Origin of the sequence: Gilliamella apicola, from assembly GCF_003202915.1 — a bacterium.
Lineage (GTDB): Bacteria > Pseudomonadota > Gammaproteobacteria > Enterobacterales > Orbaceae > Gilliamella > Gilliamella apicola_Q.
In genome coordinates this window covers 659,752-681,293 of record NZ_QGLP01000004.1, presented here as the reverse complement: position 1 = coordinate 681,293, position 21,542 = coordinate 659,752, and the positions used below count along the sequence as shown (strand labels likewise).

Below are 21,542 nucleotides of genomic sequence, written 5' to 3'. Positions count from 1 at the left end.
ATTGATAATAATTCGAAAGTATTAGCTAACTGAATGTAGGGAATAATTGTAATGTCCATAAAAATGAAAAATATCAGCCGATCAGTATCTTTACTCCTTTTAACACTACTTGCAACCCCTACCATTAGTCACGCCGAATTAGATGAGCAGGCAAAAACCAATCCATTAAATTATAAACCACATTGGTTAGCTATTCACAGTATCAACTATTATGATGGTGACAGTGATGATCTGGTTACTGCGGGTGTTGGGTTTACTCCATTATCCAAAGAGATCCAAAAAATTGAATATGCCAATCGCGCTAATCCAACCACACAAGAATTGCGCCGTGCAAAACTGAGTCGATTTATCGACACTAAAACCGGTGAAGGAGAGCTCTTTGGATTTAAAAAGAAGGATTTGACCCCTTTATTTGATGGCAAAATAGCTGGCACAGAAATTCTAGCCACCATTAAAGATGAAGGTGTAGGTTTGTTATTACAAATACCTATAGATTTTGACAAAAAAAAACCTTGTATTGTTGTAGTACCCGCTTCGGGTTCGGATGGATTGTATAATGCCAAAGATGTGCAGATCCGTGGACTATGGGGGCTGAAACATAATTGCGCGGTAGTTTATAATGATAAAGGTTTAGGTAATGGTATTTATGACATCACTAATGAACAAGGCTTTACTATCGATGGTAAAGTAGCAAAAGATAATCTATTGTTTAAACCATCAATTGCCGACAAAAAAAGGTTTATTCTAAGAACCCCTCATCGCTTTGCGGTAAAACAGCTCCATTCAAAGCAAAATCCAGAGAGACAATGGTCTACTTACGTCCATTATTCAATTAATTTTGCTTTATATGAATTGAATGAGCTATTTCCAAGAAAAGATAGACTTGATTTCATTGATTCAAATACATTGATATTAATTTATGGTGCAGAAGAAGGCGCGACAGCTGCACTTAAAACTGCTGAAGCAGATGTGATAGGCAGAATTAACGGTGTTGTTGCAGTTAACCCACAAATTCAACCAAATCCACAAGATATCCCATTAACCGTGGAAACAAAAAAATCTATTGATAGCCTGTCATACCATTCCCTACCTGATTACAGTACTTATGCCGCACTTTATATACCTTGTGCTATACCGGCAATTGAACCAGATCAAGATCTAGATGATGATGAAGATAAAAGAAATGATTCAGTTCCTTATGCTTCTAATTTCCTCTTTTCAGAAGAGCGTTGTAGAGCCTTAAGACGAGCCAAATTATTAACTAAGGCTTCACCTGAGGAGGCATTAAATAAGCTTCATGATTATGGTTGGAAACCTGAAATGGACATCCAATTACCCTATTTTTATATCAATGAATCAATCGCTTTCCCATATAAATTTATAAGTGCCTATGGTCGATTTGACGTAACAGAAAACATGTGTGATTTTTCCGTGGCGAGCACCCAACAAGACCCATTATACAATAATGGTGAAGTAAAACCTTTAAAAGAGGTTAATTTCGCCGAAATTTGGGCATTGTCAAAAGGCAATTTACCAATTTGGGCTAACAATGATGCGACAGCTATTGATCTTGTGGAAAATAAAGATTTAATATCGCCAAGACGTGAGTGGTATTCAAGTTCAATTGCCAAAAATCAAATTGATTATGGTACTAAAGGCGCTATTTGTTTAAGAGAAAAAATAAACGAAGAACGTGTAATTGAAGGTTTAAAAGAAGTACAAGCCACCGGTAAGTTAAATAAAATTAAAACGTTTATTATTCACGGCAGAAACAATGTTAAACAACTTATCGATCATACTTCCCGACCTTATGTTGCGTTAAATAGTGCGGTTGAAGGTCAAGAATCTCAACTCCGTTATATCGAAGTTGAAAATGCAAGTTATCTTGATGGTAAGGCACCTTTCGATAATACTTTATTGCCAATTGACTATTATGGTGAGGATGCAATGGAGTGGTTATGGGCTAATCTAACTAACAATACAACCTTGCCAAATAGCCAAGTCATTCGAACTAAAGCTAGAGGTGGTAATAGTGGACGAGCACCGCAGGCGACGACAGCAAACCTTGTTCCTATTTCACAGGTTCCCAATAAAGACAACCTAATCGAGGTTGATAATGGCAAAATTATACTACCTGATTAAATCTAAGTTGTAGTTTAAATGACTATCGATTAAATAGTCTATGTGATAATTAAAATTCGATAGTCATTCAATCATCGATTGATGATAATTTAATGAGTGAGCACATTTTTGGATAGAGCTGAAAAAACAATGTAGTTAATGTTGTATAATTTTGCTCAAAATCTACCAAGGTTTCGCTTAATAAATAGAGTTTGGGTCTTCGTTTTGCCATGCCATTTAACACTTTACCAACAAAATCTAGCGACGCATAATTTTCTAGCCATTTGCCATGCCACAATGCAGACATAAAATCCTGATAATCAATCGGATAATCGGCGATATAAGGTTGAATTTGTTGCTTGGTCGATGCATTAAATAATGCAAGAGATTGGTAGGAATTAAATTCCGTCCAATATTTGGACAAAAAATGATCCCAAACTATATCAAGCGTAATGGAAGCAACACGTTGATGGGATTGTCGAAAAAGCGATTTAGCTTGCTTTACTTCAGCAAAGCCATCAATCAAACGATCAATCTTACGATGCAACATAATCCCATCAGCTATCTCGCTCGGATATTGCCGATAAGGATCGCCTTTGACAAAATCAGCAACCGTATTACCAATCAAGGAACTATTAGCAATCGTGGCCAGATGTAAATGCGCAAGAATATTCATGATCGTCTACCATCGGCTAATCGCGATGTTTAAACTCACCTTCCGCCAAACCTTCTCGCCAATAGCTAGTAATTTGGATGGCGTTCGGCGCCAGATTGACATATTTATCTTTAAGGGCATGACGTAATTGCTGAGCTAGCGAACCCTCTAATCCCCCCCAAAACAGTAGATTATCGTGTTGACTAAAATCCCAATTCATTAGGGTATCAACCAATTGATTAGGATAGTTAGCATCTTTAGTCATCCATTTAACCAATAAATGTTTTGGAAGATCTACAATATCAGTCTCATGATTAACCTCAATAAAGGCAATTGCTTGGTGATCGGCTGGTAAATGTTCAAGGGTATAACAAATGGCGGGAAGAGCTGAAACATCCCCCATTAAAATCAAATGTTGATTAGCAAATTCTAGTTTACCTGCAGGTCCAACGAAACCAACTTGATCGCCAACTTTAGCCTGCTGAGACCAAACTGTCGCTAAACCGCTGGCATGAATAGCAAAATCAATCACAATGTGATTGTTCCGCTCATCATAATCGCGAATACTATAACTACGGGCAAATTGACGAACCCTATCACTCACCGAAATTTTATTATTTTCATCTAAAATCGGAAAAGCGATTTCTCCGGTTAAAGGATCAGCAAATAACAATTTCAAATGTGGGCATATCCAACGCGGATTTACCACCAAAGGTTTATCACAACTAAAATGTAGTCGCCAATAACTCTCTGAAGGCCTTTCGATCTTAATAACAGTTAGTAAAGCATTGATAATGTTTTTTTTCTCGTGCATTTGCTGATCCCTTATATTACCTCAATATTGCTTCCCTATCATACAGCATAAAATGGTACAAAAAAGGATATTTTTTCAATTGACGATAGATAAAAAAAACCACCCAAAATGGGTGGAATAGAAATTAATAAAAAGTTGAATAGATTAATAACGTAAAGCCCCGAATGCCCCACACCAATCTTGGTCAAATTTAGCCACCGCAGCATCAACAGCTGGATCGGCAATAAACAATTCAGCCACATCTACCGGCAAGGTAATTGACTGGCAACCGGCAAGCATACAATCTAATGCTTGTCTTGGCGTTCTGAAACTTGCGGCCAATACCATCGATTCAGGACAATGCAAATCTAACAGAGTTTGAAGCTCATAAACTGTCTCTTTACTATTACCACCTTGGGCATCAATACGATTTACATAAGGGGCGATATATTTTGCTCCTGCAAGCGCTGCCAAAAAACCCTGACCAGCACCATAAACAGCTGTACCTAAAGTCGGAATACCTTGCTTGGTCAACTCTTTAATCGCTATCAAACCTTCGGCATTAACTGGGATTTTAGTCACAATCGACGGCACAACTTTACGAAGTTGCTCAGCTTCCTTAATCATCTCTTTAGCGGTATGTGAAAGTACTTGTGCAAACAATAATTTATCGGTACCAAGCAGATCTTGTAATTCAGCCAACAAATCAAAAATCGGCTTAGCAGATTTTGCCACAATACTCGGGTTTGTGGTCACTCCTTTTATCGGTAAAATTTCTGCTAAACGCTTAATCGCTGCCACATCAGCTGTATCTAAATATAATTCCATATTAATCTCCTATTCAAAATGATCTGTACAAATTTTTAAAAGTAATACTACATATTTCAAACTTTACTACCCACCGTTAACTACTCTATAACCATGATTTTCAATCAATTTTTTAATTTCATCAATTTCTTTAGGCGATGGTTCGGCAATATCTTTCATTTCATAATTTTGGTGAATTAATTCATATTTGGATTCGCCAAACTTATGAAATGGTAAAATATGAATAACTTTGATTCGATTAAACTCTTTTAAAAAAGAGAGTATTTTCATCACATTATTCTCAAATAATGTATACTGAGGAATTAAAGGTAATCGAGGAATCAAATTAATATTGTGATGATAAAGTTGCCTAAAATTATTTAATACTCGATCTAAATGAAGATTTATCGTTTTCATCGCTTTTTCTTGATCCATAATTTTAAAATCAAACAATACTTCGTCACACTGAGAAGCCACGCTTAAAAAGTCGGAAAACCTTATATCACCAGCAGTTTCAATCGCAGTATTAATGCCTAACTGTTTTAACCTTTTTAGCAATTGATATGCAAATTTTGCTTGTAGCAGAACTTCTCCTCCAGATAAGGTGACTCCGCCGCCAGAAGTTCTAAAAAAAATTTCATCTTTTAAAATTTGGTTAATTAACTCATCTATTTGAATATCATATCCTATTTTTTCTAAAGCTTTACTTGGACATTCATCAGCATCATTACAGCAAAATTTACATTTAATACATTTAGATTTACGTTTTACTACTACGCTTTGACGAGAAATAGATTCAGGGTTGGCACACCAAGGACAATGATGAGGACAACCTTTAAAAAATACGACGGTACGAATACCATTACCATCATTCAAAGAATATCGTTGAATATTGAAAATTCTCGCCACACTACTTTCACTCATCTGAATAATTTCAGATGAATGATTTTGATGAAGTTCGATGTTAAAACAACTCGCTTGATCATTACAATTGATGAGCTGTTCGTCGGATGATATCATCCTGAATCTCCTTAGATAACTCAACAAAAAATGCGCTATAACCTGCAACTCTTACAACTAGCCCAGCATAATCTTGGGGCCTTTGTTGGGCTGCTTTTAAAGTTTCAGCGTTAACAACATTAAACTGAATATGTTGTAATTTTAATTTACTGAAAGCCTGTAAAAAATTAGCTAATTTATGTAAACCACTGTCATTTTCAAGAGTACTTGGCGTGAATTTCACATTTAATAATGTTCCATTTGATAATAGATAATTATCTAATTTACTGACTGATTTTAATACAGCTGTTGGTCCTTTCATATCTTGACCTAACATAGGTGATAAACCACCATCAGCTAGCTGTTCCCCCGAATAACGCCCATCTGGTGTTGCTCCAACAACAGCACCTAAAGGAACATGAGCAGAAACAGTATAGGAACCTGGAACAAAATGACCATTTCTTGGATTAGAATATTTTTCAACTTCTTTACAATACTCCCGAAGCAGCTCCACACTAATGTTATCAACTTCATCAATATCATTACCGTATTTACTAAAACGATTTATCAAACGAGCTCGAATTTTCTGGCCTTCATCGCCATTGAAATTATTTTTTAATACCTGCAATAGCTCTTTAAATGACACTCGTTTTTCATCAAAGACAACACCTTTCAGGGCAAATAAGGAATCACTCAAATTAGCTATACCTATACCTTGAACACCGGAAAAATTATAGCGAGCACCACCTTCGGTAATATCTTTTCCATTTTCAATACAGTCAAGAACAAAAGAAGATAAGAAAGGAACAGGAGCCCAATTTCGATGACCTAAATCACAGATATTACTACCGTCAATCATCAATTTAACGTAATAACGAATATTTGCTTTAATTTGTTCAAACAGACTCTCATAAGTTACATTTGAATTGTGTTCATTTTCATATAAAGTCATTTCCATTACCTTAAGAAGATTAAACATCGCTATATCATGTAAGCCATAGGTTCGTCCTGGAATTGAAAGCTCGACACACCCAACAACTGAATAATCTCTTGCATCTTCTAAAGATACACCTCGATTTAAAAATGCAGGAACAATAACCTCATCATTAAAGATTTGAGGAATACCCGTTCCCAGACGAATAGTTTCAGCCGTTTTTTGTAAGAATTGCGGATCAATTAATTCATTCACTCTAACACCTAGATTGGGTTGAGGAAGACAAACTTCTTGATAAGCATTTAAACACAATGTTGAAAGATTATTAACCGCGCTATGCCCAATGGTATTTAAGCCACCTAACAAAATGGTATACCCTGAAGGAAATCCAGCAAAATATCTTGCACTTGATGTTGAACGTAATAAAACAATATCATTACATTTAATCCAGAGCGATGCTAAAAGCGTTTTCAAAAATGCCGGATCTTCGTCTTTCGCTAATGACAATTGATAAAATGGCCACATATATTGATCAAAACGGCCTAATGAGATTGAGCTAGCATTTGATTCATATTGTAAAATAATATTTATATACCAAAACAATTGACAAGCTTCATAAAAATCTGTTGGTTTGTGGTAAGCAATATTTCGGGATATTTTTGAGATTTTTTCTAATTCTTTTTTACGTTCTACATTTTGGCAATTCTTAGCCATCTCATCGGCCAAATCAGCATAGCGTAAAATATGTAATTGTGAAGCTTCTAACACAATTTTAGCTGCCAGGTAAAAATGATTATCGGGATGTTCTTTAACTAAATTGCTTAACTGGATAATTAAATTATCTATACCATTTTCTAATAATCTCGGGTAGTCAATAATGATATGACCTTGCCCTTTATCTGTTTGGTTGATACTAAAAATTGCTTTACTTTCGGCATCTTTGACTATTGAAGGGATCTCTTTGTTAATAAAATCCTTCATTGAACGTTTTTCCCAATATGGGTAAAGTTCATTAAGATAAATTTGTTTGTCTTCTTCAGAAATATTAAAACGGTCTTGAGGTCGAGTAGGAAAATCATCTAATTCTTTCAAAATCCAATAGGGATCCATTTCTGGTGAGATAATCCCTGAACGAGGTTTTATGGTTCGATTTCCAGCAATTAATTCGCCATCTCGTATAGAAATGTTAACTTTATTTAGGATATTTGCGGTAGCTTTTGCTCGCCTTATAATTATAGGCTCACCTTCGGTTAGCATATGACTCTCGGTATAAAGTAAAGCTCTTTCTAACGAAATTTCTCTTGTTTTTGCAAACAAATCTCTTTTTAATTGTTCAATTCGAGTAACCATAACATAACCTCTTTATAAATAGGTTATAGCATTTACCGCTATAACCTTTTTGATTAAATCACTACTAATAAAAATTTATTTATTTAAATTTTCTTCAATTTTTTTCAAAATCAAATCTGCTTTCTTCACCGCATCACTAATTGCAATTCGAGCAATGGGTTTATTTTTGAAGCGTTCCTGATTTTTTATACCTATGTCATTTGTTAATATAATGAAATCAGCATTAGCGACATCTTCCGCCGTAAGCTCATTTTCAATGCCTATTGAACCTTGAGTCTCAACTTTACATTGCCATCCTTTCTCTTTAGCTGCTTTTTCTAAAGATTCCGCTGCCATGTAAGTATGGGCAACACCTGAAGGGCAAGCAGTTACTGCGATAATATTAACCATTTTTTTCTCCTTTAATTCTCAATATGCTTAACCAATGTCAAAAGAAATATCAATGTCTTCGTCATTAGATTCTTCCTTATTAATTTTAACTTTTGAAGTGATAAACTTTTTCAGAAAAACAATTGCTAATGCACAAGTTAGCGAGCCGACCGCAATAGCAAATATGAAACTTAGCTTTCCAGTTACAACAGGTAATACAATTAAACCACCCCATCCTGCATAACACTCAGCCCCTAAAAGCGCGGCAACCGCCCCCCCAACAGCAGAACCTAACATAGTAGAAGGTATTATTTTTAAAGGATCGGCTGCCGCAAAAGGAATTGCGCCTTCAGTTACACCCACCAATCCCATAACAATTGCTGCTTTACCTGTCTCTTTTTCTTCTTTACTAAATACATTTTTACCAATTAGTGTTGCTAAACCAGTACCAATTGAAGGCACTGCAATACCAACTGCCGCGATGGCAACAATAGTGTAAATACCTTCGCCTACACAAATTAGCATAAAGGCATAAGCTACTTTATTTACCGGTCCACCCAAATCGAAGCCCAACATTGCTCCCATAATTAAAGCAAGAATAACAATGCTGCCATCTTGCATACTACGTAACCATGATGTTAATGATGTTGTTAATAAACCAACCGGTTCTCCAAGTACCCACATCATGATGCCTGCGGTCAAAAAAGTTCCGACTATAGGAATAATAAATATAGGCATAACAGATCTAAGGATAGGTGGAACCTTAATTCGTTTAAGATAAAAAACGATAATTCCGCCAATGAGTCCAGCGATTAAAGCGCCAAAAAAACCGGCACCAAAAGTTGTTCCAACCCAAGCTCCAATTGCACAAGGTGCCAATGCAGCTCTCTCAGAAATTGAATAGCCAACATATGCAGCCAAAAAAGGAATCATTAAAGCTAAACCAGCTGCACCTATTTGAAACAGTTTATTTAAAAAGGGGTCATTGACTGGATCCGGTACACCACCCTGTCCTAATAGCATCACAGAGACAGCCAATAAAATACCACCGGATACCACAAATGGAATCATATGAGAAACGCCGGTCATCAAATGCTGACGCGTGTTTTTCAAAATTAATACTAAATCGCTCATACTTAATACCTCATTTTTTTAATTTTCTTACTACATTTTTATAGTAGAAAATGTTTAGTAATAACCACAGAGTAAATAAATCATATTTACTGGATTTTTGTACTGTCTATTTGAAAATGAGATATAGCTCAAAAAAATGAAATATTTTCATGTGTTTCGATAAGAATTAAAACGTGATAAAGATCACAAATTTATTTACATATTACTTTTGTCCAGTTATTCATGGATTTTTCGCATAGTTTAATTTTAATAGTTATTTATTCTTTTAATTATTGATGATTACTAAAGTTATAAAACACCAAATTGATTGGGAGAATAAATATGTCGAAAAAAATTGAGTTTATTTGTACGCTACCTAATGGCATACACGCTCGACCGGCTAGCACGATTAAAACCATCTGTGACGAATTTAGTAGCAATTTTGAATGGCATAATTTGCGCACAAATACTAAAGGTGATGCTAAAAGCACCTTATCATTAATAAGCACCAATACTTTATTAAATGATGCCTGTCATTTATTCATATCGGGAGATGATGAAGAGCAGGCTTATCAACGATTGGTTACATTTATTGACAAAGAGCTACCGTTTTGTGATGAAGAGTTAGTAAATAATGCTACTGAAGAAATAATACCGTTACCACGCTCCTTAAAAAATTTAAATCCTAATATTATTACCGCTAAAACTGTATGTAATGGAGTGGCAAATGGCAAGTTGCAAAAAATTGATTATATTGATTTAACTAAATTTAATGATTTCCATTCTGCCAACTCAATTAAATCTGAAAAAGAGCTAGTTATACAAGCAATCACTAAGTTAAGAAAATTAATATCATTACAAATTGATTGTTCAGCAGATACCTCTAAAGACATTCTTAGTGCACATTTGGCAATACTAGAAGATCCATCCTTTTATGAACAAATCGAATTAAATATAGAACAAAATTTGTCGGCTGGTTCAGCAATAATAAATACGGCTAAATTTTTTAGTGAGCAATTAATTCAATCAGGAAGTGACTATTTAAAAGAACGAGAACTCGACATTCGTGATGTGTGCTATCAATTATTACAACAAACATATGGCGATAAAAATTTTCAATTTAGCAATAAATTAACCGAACCTACAATTTGTATTGCTGATGAACTTACTCCAAGTCAATTTTTAGAATTAGATAAAAAATATTTAAAAGGTTTACTGTTAGCCAAAGGGGGAACTACATCTCACACAGTCATATTAGCGAGATCTTTTAATATTCCAACATTAGTTAGTGTTAACATGGAGATATTAGAAAATTATCTTAATCAACAAGTCCAAATTGATGGAGATTTAGGTCTTATTGTCTATGATTTATCTCCAGAAGTTATTCGTTATTACCAATCTGAATCGGCTCTCAATAACCGTTTAAAAGATAAAGAAAAAATCTTTATTGATATTCCTGGTTCGACTGATGATGGAATAAAACTTGAAATAGCAGCCAATATTGCTCACCCATTAGAAGCGCAAACTGCTTTTGATCATGGAGCTGAATCAATTGGTCTATTTCGTACCGAGATGCTGTATATGGATCGCCACTGTGAACCATCCGAAGACGAACTCTATAATACTTTTTGCCAAGCAATCGAAGCAGCAAAGCAACGTACAATCATTATTAGAACATTTGATATTGGTGGCGATAAACCAGTAAATTATTTAAATATTCCTAGTGAAAATAATCCATTCTTAGGTTATCGAGCTGTTCGCATCTATCAAGAGTTTTTAACTTTATTTCGAACTCAATTAAGAGCGATATTACGAGCTTCAGCGCATGGAAAATTAAAAATCATGATTCCGATGATCTCATCAATGGAAGAAATATTATGGATCAAGGAAGAATTAACCATCATAAAACAATCTTTACGTAATGAGAAAATCCCTTTTGATGAAAAAATCCCACTCGGTATCATGCTAGAAGTTCCTTCCATCATGTTTATCATTGATCAATGTTGTGAAGAAATTGATTTTTTCAGTATTGGTAGTAACGATTTAACTCAATATTTATTAGCTGTAGATCGAGATAATGAAAAAGTCACCAAGAACTATAACAGTTTAAATCCAGCTTTTTTAAGAGGATTAGATCACATCGTAAAAGAAGTACATCATTATGGTAAATGGATAGGTATATGTGGCGAACTTGCCAGCAAAGGTTCTGTTTTACCTTTATTAGTTGGATTAGGGTTTGATGAATTGAGCATGAGTTCACCTAACTTGCTTTCAACCAAAGCTCGTCTTAAAAAATTAAACCGTTCAGATTGTAGGATATTACTCAATAAAGCGATGAATTGCCGAACATCACTTGAAGTCGAGCATTTACTTGCTCAATTCCGTATGGAACAAGCAGATATACCTTTAATCACTCAAGAAACCATCACAATAAATCCAAATTGGATAAGTAAAGAGGAAGTCATCAAAGGAATGACTGATAATTTATTGATTGCAGAAAGGTGTCGTTATCCTAAAAAATTAGAGGAAGACATCTGGTTGCGTGAAGATGTATTTTCTACAACCTTAGGTTTTGGGTTTGCTATTCCTCATACAAAATCTGAGCATATAGAACAATCAACTATTAGTGTAACTAAACTTGCAAATCCCATATTATGGGCAGATGAACAGGTAAATATCGTAATTATGTTAACCCTAAACAAACACACAGCTGGCGATCAACATATGAGAATATTTTCAAAATTAGCTCGCCGTATAATGCATGAGGAGTTTAGAACATCGCTACTAAATAGTAAAACCGCACAAGAAATTGAAGAGATTCTAAAAAAAGAATTAGAAATAGCCTAAACTTTCTTAAAACTACATTCCGTTAATACCAATCATTGACGGAATGAAACTTTATAGTTTTATACAAGCTCCATAAGGTGATTTAGACGCTCGATTTACAACATTCAATAATTTACTACTATCCAATAAAAATTGGCTAATATCCATTTCAATACAACGTGACTTATTGAAACGATCTCTATTTTTGATATTGACATTACTAATAATAATTACCACATCAGCAACCTCAATGTCATGAGGTTCAATAATACTATCAATTCCTAATGCACCTTGTGTTTCTATTTTAATTAGCCAATTTTCCTGCTTAGCTAATTTAGCTAAACGTTCGGCAGCCATGTAAGTATGAGCAACCCCGCCAACACATGAAGTAATAGCTAATACATTTAATTTTGTCATTTAACAACACTCTTTATTCAACATAATGGTTATTATTGTGCATTAAAAATGTTAAATCAATAATCAAATTATATACATACAGATAATTATTATTTGAATAGGTTAGCTATCTTAAACTCATGACAGAAAATTAGACTCGATATATAATCTATCGGTTATTTGTAAGCTTAAAGGATGTAACTAGATGGAACTATCAATTGAACAAACCATCAAAAATTATTTAGACAAAGCTAACAATTTCAAAAATATTTTTTTCTCTAATAGTCGTACCTCAGCCCCTTCTCTCGCTTATCAAGTTGACTTTCCTAGATTAGAAATCATTCTAGAGGGAAACTTAAAGATGCAATGGGGCAATGACGAAACTCATTTAGTGGAAAAAGAATTAGCTACAGATGATTTACTTTACATCACTGCCAACAGTTGGAATAAACCTATTTGGACAACGCCTTCAACATCGTTAAGTATTTTATTTGGTAAACAACAAATTGGCATTAGCGTTTTACATTGGGATGGTTCACAATTAATTCCTAAAGGGCAAATTAGCACCCCAAGACGAGGTCCGCGTGTTGGAACCTTTATTATTCAAGCATTATCCGAGTTAACTTGGCAAAACCAATCCCAAAACCAAACCGGCTATTATTTGATACAGAGCCTGCTTAGTAACACTCTTGATTTACTCAATACCGACATAAAAACTGCATCCAAAACCACCAGCTTATTCGAAGCAATACGTCAATATATTGACACCCATTTTCGAGAAGATATCAGTCGCGAATTTTTAGCTAAAATGTTCTATATCTCACCCAATTATTTATCCTATCTATTCCAGAATGAAGGCAAAATTGGCTTAAACGAATACCTCAATCACATTCGCCTAGAGTATGCCAAATCACTACTTAAAGGTTACGAGTTAAACGTCAAAGAAATCGCCCTTGATGCAGGCTTTAAAGATAGTAACTACTTTTGCCGTATCTTTAGAAAAAAAACCGAACGAACTCCAACAGAGTATCGGCGGCAATATCATAGTAAATTAATGGAAAAGTAAACCAATTGAATTGAGTGTAACAACGGGTTTTTATTTGTTGGGGAATTAAGGGGTCTCCCCCCTGTTCCTCAATTTTTTTTGGAAAATAGGATACGGCCTACACGGCTGTGAACGATGATTTGGGTTGAAATGACAAACGACGACTTTTCTAAACTGCCTACACGGCATTAAACTAGAACAAAACATACTATAAACATTGTTGGCCAAAAGGCAAAGGGCAATTTTGATTTTAAAAACCCTTTTTTTAAGCTGATTTTTAATGTCATGATTTTTATTGATTTTATTTTAGGCTAAAAAAAAGGGTTAGCGATGATAGATTTTGATTTTTTAAAAAACTACTTCTCACTAATTTTTTGGACTTCACGAAGTGCGTTGCTCAACTCTTTGAATCTGCATTTCTCGCTCTTTGGGATTGAAAAACGTCCAAGCGACAAAACGACTGATTTTTTGGCCTTGTGCCATCGCGACAATTTTGTATTCAGTTACCGCTACATTTTTCAGTTGTTTTTTTATAATACTCAGCGACTCTTTTTTTGATACTAATGAGGTAAACCATAGGCACTGCGTTTTATATTTAACGCTCTCTGTTATCATTCGGGCAATAAATGCACTTTCACCCCCTTTGCACCAAAGTTCAGCATGTTGCCCACCAAAATTAAGGATAACTTTATCCTTAGTAGAGTTCACTTTACCTAACTTTTGTAGCTTGGTGTAAGCCGTTGCATGGGCTTCTTGTTCAGAGCGATGGAAAGGTGGATTGCATACGCTAGCTAGATAAAACTCATTGGGTTGAATGATATTTTCAAAAATAGCTTCGCTGTTAAGTTGTAAGCGACATTGGAGGGTATTTTTTAATAGATCATTGGATTTTGTTATTAACGAGGCAACTTTGATGGATGTAGGATTAATATCACTACCCACAAAAGACCAACCATACTCGGCACAACCAATAATCGGATAAATTATATTTGCACCAACGCCAATATCTAATATGCGAACTTGCTTACCGATAGGCGTCTGATTTTGATTATCCTGAGCCAATAGATCGGCCAAATAGTGAATATAATCTGCTCGTCCCGGAATTGGCGGGCAGAGATAATTGTCGGGAATATCCCAATAAGAGAGTTGATAATAGTGCAATAACAGTGCTTTATTGAGCGTTTTGACCGCAATAGGATCGGCAAAATCAATCGTCACCCGATCAAATTGGTTAGGTTTAACAAAATTTGCTAGTTCGGGTAATGTTTTAATAAGTAAATCGAATGGATAACCATTAATATGTTTATTGCGGTGATGTAAAACGTTTTTTTTGACTGATTGCATGTATGATCCCAAATAAAGAATTGCTAGCTATTATAGCGTTTTTCAATAAATTTGTGAAAAAAGCTCGCAGTTTATCCGTCAAAAAATCAGTTGTTCAACTTGTTTTATAACCTTTATCGCCAGATGAATTATTCGAAAATTAAATTGGGATTTGCTATAATCTGCCACTTTCAATTCATACAGTAACCTAATGAAACGTCTAAAAATTTTTTCGATATTACCGTTTTTTAGTTTAATGCTAATGTCTTTTGATTCACATGCCAGCGAGTTTAATGGACAAGCGTTATCATTGTATTGGGCAATTCCGTTTGTTGGAATTTTATTATCCATCGCCTTATGCCCACTGTTTTTAGCCCGATTATGGCATCATCATTATGGCAAAATCGTTGCTATTTGGACGTTTTTATTTTTAGGCTCTGTATTATTCTCTTTTGGATTAACTACCACAATCGAGTTAACGGTACATGCCATTATTGAGGAGTATATTCCTTTTATATTGCTACTTTTGACGCTGTTTACGGTTTCTGGTGGCATTCTTATTAAGAGTGATAAGATCAGTACCCCAAAATCAAATGTTATTTTATTGGCAGTCGGCGTGGTTTTTGCCTCTATTATGGGAACGACTGGCGCTGCGATGTTGATGATTCGTCCATTACTGCGAGCTAATCGCCAGCGACAATATGCAGTGCATACCGTGATCTTCTTTATCTTTTTAGTTGCCAATATTGGTGGCGGATTAACCCCTTTAGGGGATCCACCGTTATTTATTGGTTTTTTAAAAGGCGTCGATTTTTTCTGGACCGTTAAACATATGATATTACCAGTAGTGCTGACATCAGGTCTACTGCTAATCATCTATTATTTTATCGATAGGTATTATTACGTTAAGCAATATGGTGTCATTAACAACACAATCAGCGCGGAACCCGTTAAGCTATATGGCCTAAAAAATCTTGTGCTATTAGTCGCTATTATTGCTAGTGTGCTGTTGTCTGGCGTATGGCATTCGTCGCTATATTTTACGCTGTTAGGCTCACAAATAGCATTACAAAATCTTGTTCGTGATGGTCTTTTTATTGCAATTACGCTTATCTCTATTGTGATAACACCGAAACAAGTCCGAGCTGGTAATGAATTTAATTGGGATCCGATAAAAGAGGTGGCTAAATTATTTATCGGTATTTTTATTACTATTGTGCCTGTGTTAGCGATTTTACGTGCAGGTGATCAGGGTGCTTTGGCTTCAGTGGTTTCGATGGTCACAAGTGAACACGGTACACCAATAAATAGCATGTATTTTTGGTTATCTGGATTACTATCCGGATTTTTAGATAATGCCCCAACTTATCTGGTCTTTTTTAATTTAGCATCCGGTAATGCCACCAGCTTAATGACCGCCTTTGAAAACACGCTACTGGCCATTTCAATGGGCTCGGTATTTATGGGCGCTCTAAGTTATATTGGTAATGCACCTAACTTTATGGTGAAAACCATCGCTTGCCAACATAAAATCACTATGCCTAGTTTTTTTGGTTATATGAAATGGTCAATTGCTATTTTGATCCCAGTTTTTATTATTGATAATTTGGTGTTTTTTGTCTTCTTTTAAGACGTGACTCTGTTTAGCATACCCCAAGTAAAGTGAGTTTGCTTTTTACTTGGGGTGGAATTTTAATATAATTAGTATTAATTAGAAGAAATATTTAAAGCGAACCCTTACCCCATAACGATTGTCATTACCACCGCCTTGTTTTTCATCACGTTCCAGTCTAGATAAATACGTACCTAAGTAGATATTAAAGTTATCCATATCCATCCACATTCGGAATTAAGTATGAAGCATTGATAGTATGTAATTTATATTTACCTTTAGCGTAAATTTCACCATCGCCTTGGTAATTAGTATTAAAGGCTTTAATATCATTGGCAGCATAAATATAACCAAGACCAAGCCTTTGCCAAATACCGTTTGTTCTGTTCAGGGAAAAAAAAAGACTACCGCCTTTTACTATTGAATTTCTCAAAGACGGCCTACGCAAAAGTTGGACCGCCGAAATGATAGGCCACTTAATAATAAATTATGAGAGTGAATGGTATGCAGACGAAGCGCTAACCAAATGGAATGAAATAGATGATTTACTTGAGGAAGAAAAACAAAAACAAAAAAATTTAATTGAAAAACAGTTAGATGAAAATAACATAACGATTCCTTATAAGCGCGATCATGCCTTAAGCATGGTGGATGACGTGCATGAAAAAACTAAATCAATTTGGCAGTTAGAAAAAGAGCAACGTATTAAACCATCCCTTTGGTGGCTAGAAGTAGCACTATCTCAAGCAACCCTATCATCGAACAACCAAACACCACAAACACCCGCACTAAGCAATCTTTCTGCTGATGGCAAAGCATGGTTTATTCATCCAGTATCAGTGATGGGTAGATTTATAAGCCCAGGTATAGTGACATATCATATTTACCACGATGGAAAAATTGAAAAACATATACCACAGGAAATATCGAAAGACTACAAGCAAAAATATAAGTATGTTTATCATGATGAAAAGAATAATGAACATGAAATATGCATTTGTGATTGGCATACTACTAAGGAAAAAGCAAATGGTGTAGTAATAAGCGCGCCGAATAGAAAAGATCCAAATATTATTGAATATAAAGAAAATTTAAAGGAAGGAAATACCCAAAAAAGAGTTAAATTTAAAAATGGAGATATTGCAGAATATGGTAACCATCCAAAAAAAGGCTTAATTTGGCGACGATATAAAGCATTGAATAAAAGTGTTGAAATAGTTAGGATGCCAGATGAAATCAATTACAGTAAAGGTAATGTTAAAGTTAGATATAGTTTTTCAAATACGAAAAGACGTTATACAGGACCAAGTGCTTTAGCCGGTTTTATTGGTGCTTTAGCTGAAACAGGTTTGCATTTAACAACTACTGGTAGTTGTTTTGCTGAGGGGTCCTGTTTTCCTAGTGCTGAACATGTAAATGGAAAAAGCGTTGATACTCTTTATTCAAATGATAACGATGAACAAAAATTTATTAATTCCATGCATAAATTTAATTTTAATAAACAAAGAACGGGGAAAAATAAGAAAAAATTTGATAATGCAATACAAGATTTAGATGGAACTCTTCATGATGACCATTTACATTCAGAATTTAAAGCAGGTTCGATAAAGGAAATAATATTATGAAAAATTTCAATTAAATACCAATTATTCTATTAGTTACAATACTCACTGGTTATAACATAAAACAGTCGATCCTCAGACTAATGATAAAGAAATTTTAATAACCAATTTATATTCTGGAAAAAAATTAATAACAAGTAAAAATTGTGTATTATCCGTAAATAGAATTTGTAAAAAAAATAATGGCAATATATAACTCTCTTCCGAGCAAGTAAGTCGGATTTGCAAGAATGAAAATCATTAAAAAACTTTAAATATCATAGAGAAAATTTGCAATCTATTCAAACGCCACTTATTCAAAATAAGAAAAGGATTAAAAAATGAAATACTCACATTATCTAGTACCACTTTGTTTACTATTCAGCACCTACTGTTACAGTCAGCACTATCAAATAGAAGACAAGTATCGTGGCGACCCCTTTTTTAGGAAAATCGACATGAATAAATTAGAAAAAGATTGTACTTATCCACAAAATTATTGGCAATTAAACGAATTAGAACAAAAAGAAATATATAAGTTTTGTCCTTTTAATAAAAATAATCTTAAATTTGATTTAAAAGAGTTATATAAATTTATTTATAAAGATCCAGTAATCATCTATAACGGACAAGATTTTCAACTGACATTAAGTATGTCAAAAAGTAATGATATTGAATCTGATAGTACTATTTTTGGAGGTGATATATTTTTATCAATAGTTAAAGATAATATTGTAAAAGATAGGATTTATTTGGCTAATAATCATATTTCTTTTCCTGATTATGATTTTCTTGCAGTAGGTTACCAACATTATTTTATATCCCCAGAGGGAGAGGTAACTACATTATATTTGATAGAGGATGAAGAAGGTATTTCTCCAATGTTTTGGAAACACTATAAAATTGATAATCAAAAAATGAAGTTTGTACTTCAAGATATGTTAGTCAATGTTACAGATGGTGTACAATATCAAATCATTTATCCAAATCAATTTAATATTATTTCGAATAAACCAGTCACAAAAATCGATTCACAAGAACTTAAATCATGTGAAGATGAATATGACAAAGAAGAATATCATAGTTGCTATATAGATGTTTATAACCATTACAATAGTAGATTAAAACAAAAAATTAACTTATTGAATAAAAATAACAATACAATAAAAAAATCTTATTTAAAATTACAGCAAAACATGGCTTCAAGTTGTTTAGAATTACCACCTCCAGTTTCTGGTAATAGAGGAGAGACCGATCCTTATTTATCTAACGTTATGTTTTGTTTAATTCAAAATTATAAACAAGAAATAACCAATATTGAAAAACAACTTGCTCACTAGCTAAGAAGTTGGATTTGGAAGAATAAAAAATTGTCGTCAACTTGAGTTAAAAAGAGAATAGGCATAAATGAAACTTAATATACCTAATCAATGATTACCAATGAAAGAAACATTATGAAGTTAGAAAAAATTTTTTTTAAAATTATTGCGATGTTATTTTTATCAATCAACATCGCCTATGCAACCGAACCACCCGAAACATGGTATTTTTATAAAGTTTCAAAAAGTACAGTCTATGGAGAGACAGAAGAAACTAGAGATAAATTATTGCAAAAGAGAGAAGATATAATTGAACAGTTTGCCGATACGATAATAGAGCTGACAGATAGTCATTTAAAAATTAATAATCAATGTTTATCAGAATATTCTATTCATTCAACTAGTTCAAAAAATCATTGGGGATCAAGTCAAAATAAAAATTTATATAAAAATCTTTTCATTAAAGAAAGCATACCATTGAAGGAAAAAATAGATGTTATTAACTTTTCTGAATCGAATAAATCATGTTCCGGAATTTTAAACAAATTAATAAAAATTGATGATTATTTAGTGAGCATAACAAACGAAGGATATTTAATATTTTTTTCAAAACAAGCCGATAAAAAGCAGTTGTCAAGTAAATATAAAGGACGCCATCGACCGTTCAGTTTATTTGGACATCCAATGATTAAGGATAAAAGTATTATCAATCAGATAAATAAAAACTGTAATTTTTTTGCTGATGAAGATAAATCTTTAAAATATGGAGAATGTGCCTTCGATGAGTTGTATGTTTATTATCCTTATATTTTTTCGAAAGTTAAAACGCCATTATATAAATCTTCTCTAAATAAAGTTAATGATTATGAATATTATTTATTATCAAAATTTCCAGCAGATTCAAATAACCTTGATCACCTTGAAATAACTTTAAATATAGAAAAAAAATGGGAAGTTATAGATAGCATTATTATATACAAGGAAAGTGGATCTACATTGATACCTAAATTTCAATATTATTATATTGATAATCAGTTGCAAAATTTATGGCTTTTACAAATTGTAATGTATGAAAATAGTTCTCTAACAAATGAAATCTCTTTTTATGAAGTTAAACAAATTGATTATTGGAAACATTATCAAATTGATGAAAATAAACATTTTAAATTAATTGAATCTATAGAATGCAATTATAAATATGATAGCCCTAGTAGTGATTCTCCAACAAGTTGGGAATGTAAATAAAATTTAATCATTGAGAACTATAGACTTTATAAAAATCTAGATTTTGTAATCTAACTTTGGTTACCATGAAAACCATTTGCGATTATTTAGAGTAACTACCAATGATGCTGGATTAATTAAAATGCTCGATTCTTTAGATAAACAATTTGATAATTTTAATATTAAATATAGAGTTAATGTTTAGGTAGACCACTCCCATTTGATGATGAGCTTGATCTTTAACTTAATAATCTATATCCATGCGAAATAAAAGGCTTTAAAGAAGAGTTATCACGTGTTGAAAAACAACTTGCTCACTAATCTGAAAGTTGGATTTTATTATTTTTTTTATAAGTTATTTATCTGTAAATTATGCATTTTCAATAAATGTAAATAGTGAATTAAATTATTATAAAAATATTTTATATAAAGGTATTATACAGATGGCGATAGGTGAAAATGATGAAAAAATCTTTACTTTTCTATTACATAGCTATGATAATCAAGGAGAATTTGTTGATGCAATATTGCTTTATAAAATACAGGGAGGTGAAATATCATACTGGAATGACTTTATCATCAATCCAAATGGAAAAATTTTGATAACCCAATATCAGCAAGACAACCTTATTGAATCCGATGAAAATCCAAATGAATTTATAATAAATCCAGAAAATAATCAAATCGATACCAAAATTGTAGAATTTCAAATGACTCCTTCTGGTATTTTTAATCCAACAAAAGAGTAGTTTATGAAAAAATCAATATATATAGCAGTGATAATAAATTTGCTTATTTTCAATAGCTATGCTGAGCAATTTAATGTGGCGGATGATTACAAAGGTAAATCTAATATTCCCTCAATGGATATAATTCAATTAGAAAAAGATTGCCGTAAAATAATTGATTTTTGGCAGATGACAAATTCTGAACGAGAAAGGATAAGAGAAAATTGTCCAATTAATCAAATTGCTTTCTATTTTGAAAATTTATATGAAACAATTAACAATAAAAAAATATTTATAGTTCTGAGAAGCTAGATCTTATTATTGAGA

The 21,542-nt window shown here is 33.3% G+C and carries 20 protein-coding genes; 9 read left to right on the top strand and 11 right to left on the bottom strand.

What is annotated here, in order from left to right:
* Window positions 1–51: 51 nt before the first annotated feature.
* Window positions 52–2,142: a 3-hydroxybutyrate oligomer hydrolase family protein gene (locus DKK79_RS04675; RefSeq protein WP_110423041.1), complete on the top strand. Its 2,091-nt coding sequence runs from the start codon at window positions 52–54 to the stop codon at window positions 2,140–2,142.
* A gap of 67 nt (window positions 2,143–2,209) precedes the next feature.
* Here DKK79_RS04675 and DKK79_RS04670 read toward each other — a convergent pair whose 3' ends face one another.
* The 7 genes from DKK79_RS04670 to DKK79_RS04640 all read right to left on the bottom strand — a co-directional run bounded on the left by DKK79_RS04670 (window position 2,210) and on the right by DKK79_RS04640 (window position 9,162).
* Window positions 2,210–2,797: an acyl carrier protein phosphodiesterase gene (locus DKK79_RS04670; RefSeq protein WP_034882990.1), complete on the bottom strand. Its 588-nt coding sequence runs from the start codon at window positions 2,795–2,797 to the stop codon at window positions 2,210–2,212.
* A gap of 16 nt (window positions 2,798–2,813) precedes the next feature.
* A complete protein-coding gene (locus tag DKK79_RS04665) occupies window positions 2,814–3,590 on the bottom strand; it encodes a siderophore-interacting protein (protein WP_110423040.1) in 777 nt (258 codons plus the stop codon).
* A 144-nt stretch (window positions 3,591–3,734) separates the two neighbouring features.
* Entirely contained in the window at window positions 3,735–4,397 is a 663-nt protein-coding gene (fsa, locus tag DKK79_RS04660; protein WP_110423039.1) for a fructose-6-phosphate aldolase, read from the bottom strand.
* A gap of 66 nt (window positions 4,398–4,463) precedes the next feature.
* Window positions 4,464–5,396, bottom strand: a complete 933-nt coding sequence (locus tag DKK79_RS04655) for a [formate-C-acetyltransferase]-activating enzyme (RefSeq protein WP_110423038.1) — start codon at window positions 5,394–5,396, stop codon at window positions 4,464–4,466.
* A complete protein-coding gene (locus DKK79_RS04650) occupies window positions 5,362–7,659 on the bottom strand; it encodes a formate C-acetyltransferase (RefSeq protein WP_110423037.1) in 2,298 nt (765 codons plus the stop codon). The genes DKK79_RS04655 and DKK79_RS04650 overlap by 35 nt, the downstream gene beginning before the upstream one ends.
* Before the next feature lie 75 nt (window positions 7,660–7,734).
* Window positions 7,735–8,049 carry a PTS fructose-like transporter subunit IIB gene (locus tag DKK79_RS04645; RefSeq protein ID WP_110423036.1) on the bottom strand — a complete coding sequence of 105 codons (315 nt, stop codon included), beginning with the start codon at window positions 8,047–8,049 and terminating at the stop codon, window positions 7,735–7,737.
* A gap of 27 nt (window positions 8,050–8,076) precedes the next feature.
* Window positions 8,077–9,162, bottom strand: coding sequence for a PTS fructose transporter subunit EIIC (locus DKK79_RS04640; RefSeq protein WP_110423035.1), 1,086 nt, complete (start codon window positions 9,160–9,162; stop codon window positions 8,077–8,079).
* A gap of 321 nt (window positions 9,163–9,483) precedes the next feature.
* Between DKK79_RS04640 and ptsP the strand changes: the two genes are divergently transcribed.
* Window positions 9,484–11,988, top strand: coding sequence for a phosphoenolpyruvate--protein phosphotransferase (gene ptsP / locus DKK79_RS04635; protein WP_110423034.1), 2,505 nt, complete (start codon window positions 9,484–9,486; stop codon window positions 11,986–11,988).
* Between the two features lie 51 nt (window positions 11,989–12,039).
* On the opposite strand, the gene DKK79_RS04630 is transcribed toward ptsP, so the two are convergent.
* On the bottom strand, window positions 12,040–12,384 hold the full coding sequence (locus DKK79_RS04630) for a fructose PTS transporter subunit IIB (protein WP_110423033.1): 345 nt from the start codon (window positions 12,382–12,384) through the stop codon (window positions 12,040–12,042).
* A 184-nt stretch (window positions 12,385–12,568) separates the two neighbouring features.
* On the opposite strand from DKK79_RS04630, the gene DKK79_RS04625 reads away from it, so the two are divergent.
* Entirely contained in the window at window positions 12,569–13,429 is an 861-nt protein-coding gene (locus DKK79_RS04625; protein WP_110423032.1) for a helix-turn-helix domain-containing protein, read from the top strand.
* Window positions 13,430–13,789: 360 nt separating this feature from the next.
* Here the strand turns inward: DKK79_RS04625 and rlmF are convergent, their stop codons facing one another.
* The gene (rlmF, locus tag DKK79_RS04620; RefSeq protein ID WP_110423031.1) at window positions 13,790–14,752 is read right to left on the bottom strand and encodes a 23S rRNA (adenine(1618)-N(6))-methyltransferase RlmF; all 963 of its coding nucleotides are present in this window, start codon (window positions 14,750–14,752) and stop codon (window positions 13,790–13,792) included.
* A 190-nt stretch (window positions 14,753–14,942) separates the two neighbouring features.
* Here rlmF and DKK79_RS04615 point away from each other — a divergent pair, with 190 nt between their 5' ends.
* The gene (locus DKK79_RS04615) at window positions 14,943–16,361 is read left to right on the top strand and encodes a sodium:proton antiporter (RefSeq protein WP_110423030.1); all 1,419 of its coding nucleotides are present in this window, start codon (window positions 14,943–14,945) and stop codon (window positions 16,359–16,361) included.
* A gap of 81 nt (window positions 16,362–16,442) precedes the next feature.
* On the opposite strand, the gene DKK79_RS14870 is transcribed toward DKK79_RS04615, so the two are convergent.
* Both DKK79_RS14870 and DKK79_RS14585 read right to left on the bottom strand, forming a co-directional pair.
* A complete protein-coding gene (locus DKK79_RS14870) occupies window positions 16,443–16,562 on the bottom strand; it encodes a carbohydrate porin (protein ID WP_375537971.1) in 120 nt (39 codons plus the stop codon).
* Entirely contained in the window at window positions 16,555–16,776 is a 222-nt protein-coding gene (locus tag DKK79_RS14585; RefSeq protein ID WP_220018999.1) for a carbohydrate porin, read from the bottom strand. Before DKK79_RS14585 ends, DKK79_RS14870 begins: the two co-directional genes overlap by 8 nt.
* 31 nt (window positions 16,777–16,807) lie before the next feature.
* On the opposite strand from DKK79_RS14585, the gene DKK79_RS04605 reads away from it, so the two are divergent.
* The 5 genes from DKK79_RS04605 (at window position 16,808) to DKK79_RS04585 (ending at window position 21,527) form a co-directional block, all read left to right on the top strand.
* Window positions 16,808–17,968 (top strand): hypothetical protein, encoded by a 1,161-nt coding sequence (locus DKK79_RS04605; protein WP_110423029.1) that lies wholly within the window; start codon window positions 16,808–16,810, stop codon window positions 17,966–17,968.
* A 434-nt stretch (window positions 17,969–18,402) separates the two neighbouring features.
* Window positions 18,403–19,284 carry a hypothetical protein gene (locus DKK79_RS04600; RefSeq protein WP_110423028.1) on the top strand — a complete coding sequence of 294 codons (882 nt, stop codon included), beginning with the start codon at window positions 18,403–18,405 and terminating at the stop codon, window positions 19,282–19,284.
* A 114-nt stretch (window positions 19,285–19,398) separates the two neighbouring features.
* Window positions 19,399–20,508 carry a hypothetical protein gene (locus DKK79_RS04595; RefSeq protein WP_110423027.1) on the top strand — a complete coding sequence of 370 codons (1,110 nt, stop codon included), beginning with the start codon at window positions 19,399–19,401 and terminating at the stop codon, window positions 20,506–20,508.
* Between the two features lie 422 nt (window positions 20,509–20,930).
* Complete coding sequence (locus DKK79_RS04590) at window positions 20,931–21,236, top strand: hypothetical protein (protein ID WP_110423026.1); 306 nt, start codon at window positions 20,931–20,933, stop codon at window positions 21,234–21,236.
* A gap of 3 nt (window positions 21,237–21,239) precedes the next feature.
* On the top strand, window positions 21,240–21,527 hold the full coding sequence (locus tag DKK79_RS04585) for a hypothetical protein (protein ID WP_110423025.1): 288 nt from the start codon (window positions 21,240–21,242) through the stop codon (window positions 21,525–21,527).
* The last annotated feature ends 15 nt before the right edge of the window (window positions 21,528–21,542 follow it).

Bases quoted from the DNA above. Each gene is read 5' to 3' on its own strand.
- DKK79_RS04675 (WP_110423041.1), top strand. From the start codon at position 52: ATGTCCATAAAAATGAAAAATATCAGCCGATCAGTATCTTTACTCCTT.
- DKK79_RS04670 (WP_034882990.1), bottom strand. From the start codon at position 2,797: ATGAATATTCTTGCGCATTTACATCTGGCCACGATTGCTAATAGTTCC.
- DKK79_RS04665 (WP_110423040.1), bottom strand. From the start codon at position 3,590: ATGCACGAGAAAAAAAACATTATCAATGCTTTACTAACTGTTATTAAG.
- fsa (WP_110423039.1), bottom strand. From the start codon at position 4,397: ATGGAATTATATTTAGATACAGCTGATGTGGCAGCGATTAAGCGTTTA.
- DKK79_RS04655 (WP_110423038.1), bottom strand. From the start codon at position 5,396: ATGATATCATCCGACGAACAGCTCATCAATTGTAATGATCAAGCGAGT.
- DKK79_RS04650 (WP_110423037.1), bottom strand. From the start codon at position 7,659: ATGGTTACTCGAATTGAACAATTAAAAAGAGATTTGTTTGCAAAAACA.
- DKK79_RS04645 (WP_110423036.1), bottom strand. From the start codon at position 8,049: ATGGTTAATATTATCGCAGTAACTGCTTGCCCTTCAGGTGTTGCCCAT.
- DKK79_RS04640 (WP_110423035.1), bottom strand. From the start codon at position 9,162: ATGAGCGATTTAGTATTAATTTTGAAAAACACGCGTCAGCATTTGATG.
- ptsP (WP_110423034.1), top strand. From the start codon at position 9,484: ATGTCGAAAAAAATTGAGTTTATTTGTACGCTACCTAATGGCATACAC.
- DKK79_RS04630 (WP_110423033.1), bottom strand. From the start codon at position 12,384: ATGACAAAATTAAATGTATTAGCTATTACTTCATGTGTTGGCGGGGTT.
- DKK79_RS04625 (WP_110423032.1), top strand. From the start codon at position 12,569: ATGGAACTATCAATTGAACAAACCATCAAAAATTATTTAGACAAAGCT.
- rlmF (WP_110423031.1), bottom strand. From the start codon at position 14,752: ATGCAATCAGTCAAAAAAAACGTTTTACATCACCGCAATAAACATATT.
- DKK79_RS04615 (WP_110423030.1), top strand. From the start codon at position 14,943: ATGAAACGTCTAAAAATTTTTTCGATATTACCGTTTTTTAGTTTAATG.
- DKK79_RS14870 (WP_375537971.1), bottom strand. From the start codon at position 16,562: ATGGATAACTTTAATATCTACTTAGGTACGTATTTATCTAGACTGGAA.
- DKK79_RS04605 (WP_110423029.1), top strand. From the start codon at position 16,808: ATGATAGGCCACTTAATAATAAATTATGAGAGTGAATGGTATGCAGAC.
- DKK79_RS04600 (WP_110423028.1), top strand. From the start codon at position 18,403: ATGAATAAATTAGAAAAAGATTGTACTTATCCACAAAATTATTGGCAA.
- DKK79_RS04595 (WP_110423027.1), top strand. From the start codon at position 19,399: ATGAAGTTAGAAAAAATTTTTTTTAAAATTATTGCGATGTTATTTTTA.
- DKK79_RS04590 (WP_110423026.1), top strand. From the start codon at position 20,931: ATGGCGATAGGTGAAAATGATGAAAAAATCTTTACTTTTCTATTACAT.
- DKK79_RS04585 (WP_110423025.1), top strand. From the start codon at position 21,240: ATGAAAAAATCAATATATATAGCAGTGATAATAAATTTGCTTATTTTC.